Raw genomic sequence first — 5,780 nt, 5'->3', positions numbered from 1 at the left:
GACACCACGTCCCGGAACTCCGCCAGCATCGGCTCCATCAACGGCGAATGGAACGCATGCGACACCCGCAGCCTGCGAGTACGCACCCCACGCTCGGCCAGTACGGCCGCGATCTCGTCAATCGTCGCTTCAGCGCCGGAAACGACCACTGCGGAGGGACCGTTCACGGCCGCGATGCCGACCTGATCCTCCCGGCCGGCCAGCAACGGCAGCACATCCTGCTCACGAGCGGCCGCCGCCAGCATCGCCCCACCCGAAGGCAGCGCCTGCATCAACCGGGCCCTGGCCGCCACCAGCGCACACGCATCCGCCAGCGACAACACCCCCGCCACATGCGCGGCGGCGATCTCACCCACCGAGTGACCGGCCAGCACATCCGGTCGTACGCCCAGCGACTCCAGCAGCCGGTACAACGCCACCTCGAACGCGAACAGAGCAGGCTGCGTCATCCCCGTCTCGTCCAGCACCTCGGCCGGACCGGCGAACATCACCTCACGAAGAGAACGCGGCAGCAACGGGTCCAGCACCGCGCAGACCTCGCCCAACGCCTCCGCGAACACCGGGAAACGCTCCGCCAGCTCACGACCCATACCGACCCGCTGGCTCCCCTGACCCGCGAACAGCACCCCGACCCTGCCACCGGACCCACCACCGGTCACCACACCAGAAGCGGACTCACCCGCGGCCAGGGCACGCAGACCCGCCACCAACTCATCCCGATCCGCGCCCAGCACCACCGCACGACGCTCCAGCACCGCGCGGGCCGAGACCAGGGCCGTACCCGTCACCGGAAGCGCGGTGTCGTCCTGCACGGCCCACGCCGCCAGACGGTCCGCCTGCGCACGCAGACCGGCCTCCTCATTGGCCGACAACAACCAGGGCACGACCTCGGACCGCGAACCATCGGCCACCGGAGCACCATCGTCGCCGGCCGGAGAGGCATCCGGAGCCTGCTCGATCACCACGTGCGCGTTGGTGCCGCTCACGCCGAAGGACGAGACGCCGGCCCGGCGGGGACGATCCGGCCGGTCCCACTCCCGCGTCTCGGTGAGCAGTTCGACGGCGCCCGCCGTCCAGTCCACGTGCGGCGAGGGGGTGCCGGCGTGCAGGGTCCGCGGCAGGACGGCGTTGCGCATGGCCATGACCATCTTGATGACCCCGCCGACCCCGGCGGCGGCCTGGGTGTGGCCGATGTTGGACTTCAGCGACCCCAGCCACAGCGGACGGGAGGCGTCCCGGTCCTGGCCGTAGGTGGCGATGATGGCCTGCGCCTCGATCGGGTCACCCAGCGTCGTCCCCGTACCGTGCGCCTCGACCGCGTCCACGTCCACCGGGGTCAGGCCCGCGTTGGCCAGCGCCTGACGGATCACCCGTTCCTGGGCGGGACCGTTGGGCGCGGTGAGGCCGTTGCTGGCGCCGTCCTGGTTGATCGCGGTGCCGCGGACGATCGCGAGCACCTGGTGACCGTTGCGGCGGGCGTCCGACAGCCGCTCCACCAGCAGCATCCCCGCGCCTTCGGCCCAGCCGGTGCCGTCCGCGCCCGCGCCGAACGCCTTGCACCGCCCGTCGGGGGCCAGGCCGCGCTGGCGGGAGAACTCCACGAAGACGCCCGGCGTGGCCATCACCGTCACGCCGCCCGCGAGGGCCAAATCGCACTCGCCGGCGCGCAGCGACTGCGCGGCCAGGTGCAGCGCGACCAGCGACGACGAGCAGGCGGTGTCCACGGTGACCGCCGGGCCCTCCAGGCCGAAGGTGTACGCGACCCGGCCGGAGGCGATGCTGCCGGCGCTGCCGTTGAGGACGAAACCTTCATAGCCCTCGGGGGCCTGCGGCAGGCGCGTCCCGTAGTCGTGGTACATGACCCCGGCGAAAACGCCGGTCCGGCTGCCCCGCATGGCCGTGGGGCTGATGCCGGCCCGTTCGATGGCCTCCCACGAGGTCTCCAGTAGCAGCCGCTGCTGCGGGTCCATCGCGGTGGCCTCGCGGGGCGAGATCCCGAAGAGGGCGGCGTCGAACCGGTCTGCGTCGTACAGGAAGCCGCCTTCGCGGGTGTAGCTGGTGCCGTAGTTCGCGGGGTCCGGGTCGTACAGGTGGGCGAGGTCCCAGCCGCGGTTGCCGGGGAACTCGCCGATCGCGTCGGCCCCGGCGGCGACCAGCTCCCACAGCCCTTCCGGCGAGACGACCCCGCCCGGATACCGGCAGGCCATGCCGACGATCGCGATCGGGTCGTCGGCGACGGCCCGCCCGGCCACGGCTGAGCCGCGGGTGGTGCCGCCGGCCGGCCGCGTGGCTCCGGACAGCTGCTGGTGCAGGTGCGCGGCCAGTTCTCCGGGGCTGGGGAAGTTGAACAGCAGCGTGGCGGGCAGCCGCAGCCCGGTGGCGGCGTTGAGCCGGTTGCGCAGTTCCACACTGCTGAGCGAGTCGAAGCCGAGATCCTTGAAGGCGGCGGCGACGTCCACGGCTGCGGCGTCGGTGTGGCCGAGGACGAGCGCCACGTTCGTCCGGATGAGCTGGAGCAGCGCGCCCTTGTCCGCGAGCATGCGGGCCGGCTGCACGGCCGGCGCCGTCCGCCGGGCCGGCGCCTTGACCAGGGCGCGGAACACCGCCGGGATCTCCTCCTGGCGGCGCAGCGTCGCGGTGTCCAGCCGGGCGAGCACCTGGACGCCGTCGTCCAGGGCGAGCGCGGCGTCGAACAGGGCCATGCCCTCGGCGACGGGAAGCGGGGCGATGCCGACGCGGCCGAGGCGGGCCACGTCCGCGTGGCTGAGGGAACCGGCCATCCCGCTGCCGGACTCCCACAGGCCCCAGGCCAGGGAGACGGCGGGCAGTCCGAGGGAGCGGCGGTGCAGGGCCAGCGCGTCCAGGAAGGTGTTGGCCGCGGCGTAGTTGGCCTGCCCGGCGCTGCCGATCGTGCCAGCGACCGAGGAGTACAGCACGAACGCCGTCAGGCCGAGGTCCTTGGTGAGTTCGTGCAGGTGCCAGGCGGCGTCGGCCTTGGGGGCGAAGACCCGGTCGATCCGCTCGGGGGTCAGCGAGGTCACGGCCCCGTCGTCCACCACACCGGCGAGGTGCACGACTCCGGTGAGCGGCCGGTCGGCGGGGATGCCGGCCAGCAGTGCGGCGAGTGCCGCGCGGTCGGCCACATCGCAGGCGGCGATCGTGGCCTGCGCCCCGAGTGCGGCGAGTTCGGCGGTCAGGTCGGCCGCGCCGGGGGCGTCCGGGCCGCGGCGGGTGGCGAGCAGCAGGTGCCGGACGCCGTGCTCGGTGACGAGGTGCCGCGCCGCCAGGGCTCCGAGGCCGCCGGTGCCACCGGTGACCAGAACGGTGCCGCCCGGTCCGCCGAACGCACCGGCCGCGACGGACGGCGGCGGGGTGGCCGAGGTCGGCGCTTCGGACGCGGAGACGGCGGGCGCAGAAACAGCGGACGGGGAGACGGCGGACGCGGAGGTGGTGGGCTCAGGGGTGGCGGGCGTCCGGCCGGTGCCGGCCGCGGGGGCCGGGACGAGGCGGGGGACGACGACCGTGCCGCGGCGCAGGGCGAGCTGCGGCTCGCCGGACGCGCAGGCGGCGGCCAGGGCGGCGGCGGAGTCGGGGTGGTCGTCGGTGTCCAGCAGGACGAACCGCCCGGGGTGTTCGGACTGCGCGGACCGGACCAGACCCCAGATCGGCGCGGCCGACAGGTCGGGCACGTCGCCCTCGACTGCGGCGACCGCCCCGGTGGTCACCAGCACCAGCCGCGATCCGGTCGTCCGCTCGTCGGCGAGCCACTCCTGGATCAGGTCGAGCGCCGCGTACGTCCCGGCGCGTCCCGTGCCGGCCGGCACCCGCGCGACCACCGGCTCCGGCAGGTCGCCCGGCGCACCGATGGCCGCGCGCAGCGAGGACGCGTCGTCGAGGACGACCACCTGCCCGGTCACAGACCCGTCGGTGAGCGGTGCGGGCAGCGGGGTCCAGTCGAGCACGTACGGGGTGGCGGCGGCGGGCCGCTCGGCTCCGGTGGGCCGTACGACGAGGGACTCCACCGTGAGGATCGGCGCACCGGTTTCGTCGGCGACGAACATCGACAGTTCACCCGGCCCGGTCCCCCGCGTCCTGACCCGCAGCGTGGGGGCGCCCGCCGCGTGGACGGCGACGCCGGACCAGGCGAAGGGCAGCACCGGTCGTCCCGGCTCCATGGGGGGCAGGAGGCCGCCGAGCGTGATGGAGTGCACGGCCGCGTCCAGGACGGCGGGGTGCAGGCCGAACTTCTCGGCGCCGTCCCGGGCGTGAACGGGCAGGGAGATGTCGGCGTAGACCTCGCCGTCCCGCAGCCAGGCGGCGGTGAGGCCCTGGAACGCGTCGCCGTACTCCAGGCCGGTCGCGGCCAGCTCGTCGTAGAGGCCGCCGACGTCGATGGGCTCCGCGCCGGGCGGGGGCCACTGTGCGAGGTCGAACCCGGGTGCGGGGCCGGCGGCGGCGAGCACCCCTTGGGCGTGCCGCCGCCAGGTGGAGGCGCCTTCGGTCCTGGCGTAGAGGGCGATGCCGCGCCGTCCGGTGTCGTCCGGGCCGTCCACGACGACCTGCAGGTGCACGGCGTGGTCGTCCGGGATGGGGAGGGGGGCGTGCAGAGCCAGCTCGGCGACGGTGTCGCAGTCCCCGGTCTCGGCCATGGCGCGCAGAGCGATCTCGAGGAAGCCCGTGCCGGGCAGGATGGCGGTGCCGTTGACCGCGTGGTCGGCCAGCCATGGCTGCGCGGCGAGAGAGAGCCGTCCGACGAGGGTGATGGCGCCGGAGCCGGGGTCGGGGACGACGGCGGTCAGCATCGGGTGGCCGACCGCTTCCAGCCCCACCGCGGTCACGTCGCCGGCGCCGGTGCCCTGCTCCAGCCAGTACCGCTGGTGCTGGAAGGCATAGGTCGGCAGGGAGAGCCGCGCGGCGGGGGTGAGCAGCGCCGTCCAGTCGACCGCGATGCCACGGGCGTGCAGGTGACCGAGGGCCTCCAGCAGCGCGCGGGACTCCTCGCGGCCCTTGCGGACGGCCGGGACGAAGGCCAGGGCGTCCTCGTCGAGGCTCTGCTGGGCGAGGCCGGTGAGCACGCCGTCCGGACCGGCTTCGAGGAACGTCGTGGCCCCGGTGGCGCGGGCCGCCGCGACGCCGTCGGCGAAGCGGACCGCGTGGCGCACGTGCCGCACCCAGTACGCCGGGTCGGTGAGCAGACCTGGCTCGGCCGGCCGGCCGGTGAGGGTGGACACGAGGGGAACGGCGGGCTCGTGGTAGCTCAGGGCGGCGATGACCTGCTCGAACTCGGCGAGCATGGGCTCCATCAACGGCGAGTGGAACGCGTGCGACACCCGAAGCCTGCGGGTACGCACGCCCTTCTCGGCCAGCGCCTGAGCGATCTGCTCGACCACCTCTGCGGCGCCGGACACCACCACGGCAGAGGGACCGTTCACCGCCGCGATCCCGACCTCGCCCTCCCGGCCGGCCAGCAACGGCAGCACATCCTGCTCGGCAGCGGCCACCGCCAGCATCGCGCCACCCGAAGGCAGCGCCTGCATCAACCGGGCCCTGGCCGCGACCAGCGCACACGCATCCACCAGCGACAACACCCCCGCCACGTGCGCAGCGGCGATCTCACCCACCGAATGACCGGCCAGCACATCCGGCCGCACACCCAGCGACTCCACCAGCCGGTACAACGCCACCTCGAACGCGAACAGGGCAGGCTGCGTCATCCCGGTCTCGTCCAGCACCTCGGCCGGACCGGCGAACATCACTTCACGCAGAGAGCACGCCAGCAG

Annotated in this window: 1 protein-coding gene; it reads right to left on the bottom strand. The window is 74.2% G+C overall.

Annotated features, from left to right (window positions below):
* Positions 1 to 5,780 (bottom strand): type I polyketide synthase (locus IEY93_RS34950; RefSeq protein WP_189167463.1); only part of this gene is annotated, 5,780 nt, incomplete at both ends.

The sequence above is a fragment of the Sphaerisporangium melleum genome, from assembly GCF_014646695.1.
Classification (GTDB): Bacteria; Actinomycetota; Actinomycetes; order Streptosporangiales; family Streptosporangiaceae; genus Sphaerisporangium; species Sphaerisporangium melleum.
This window is presented reverse-complemented; position numbering and strand designations above follow the sequence as displayed.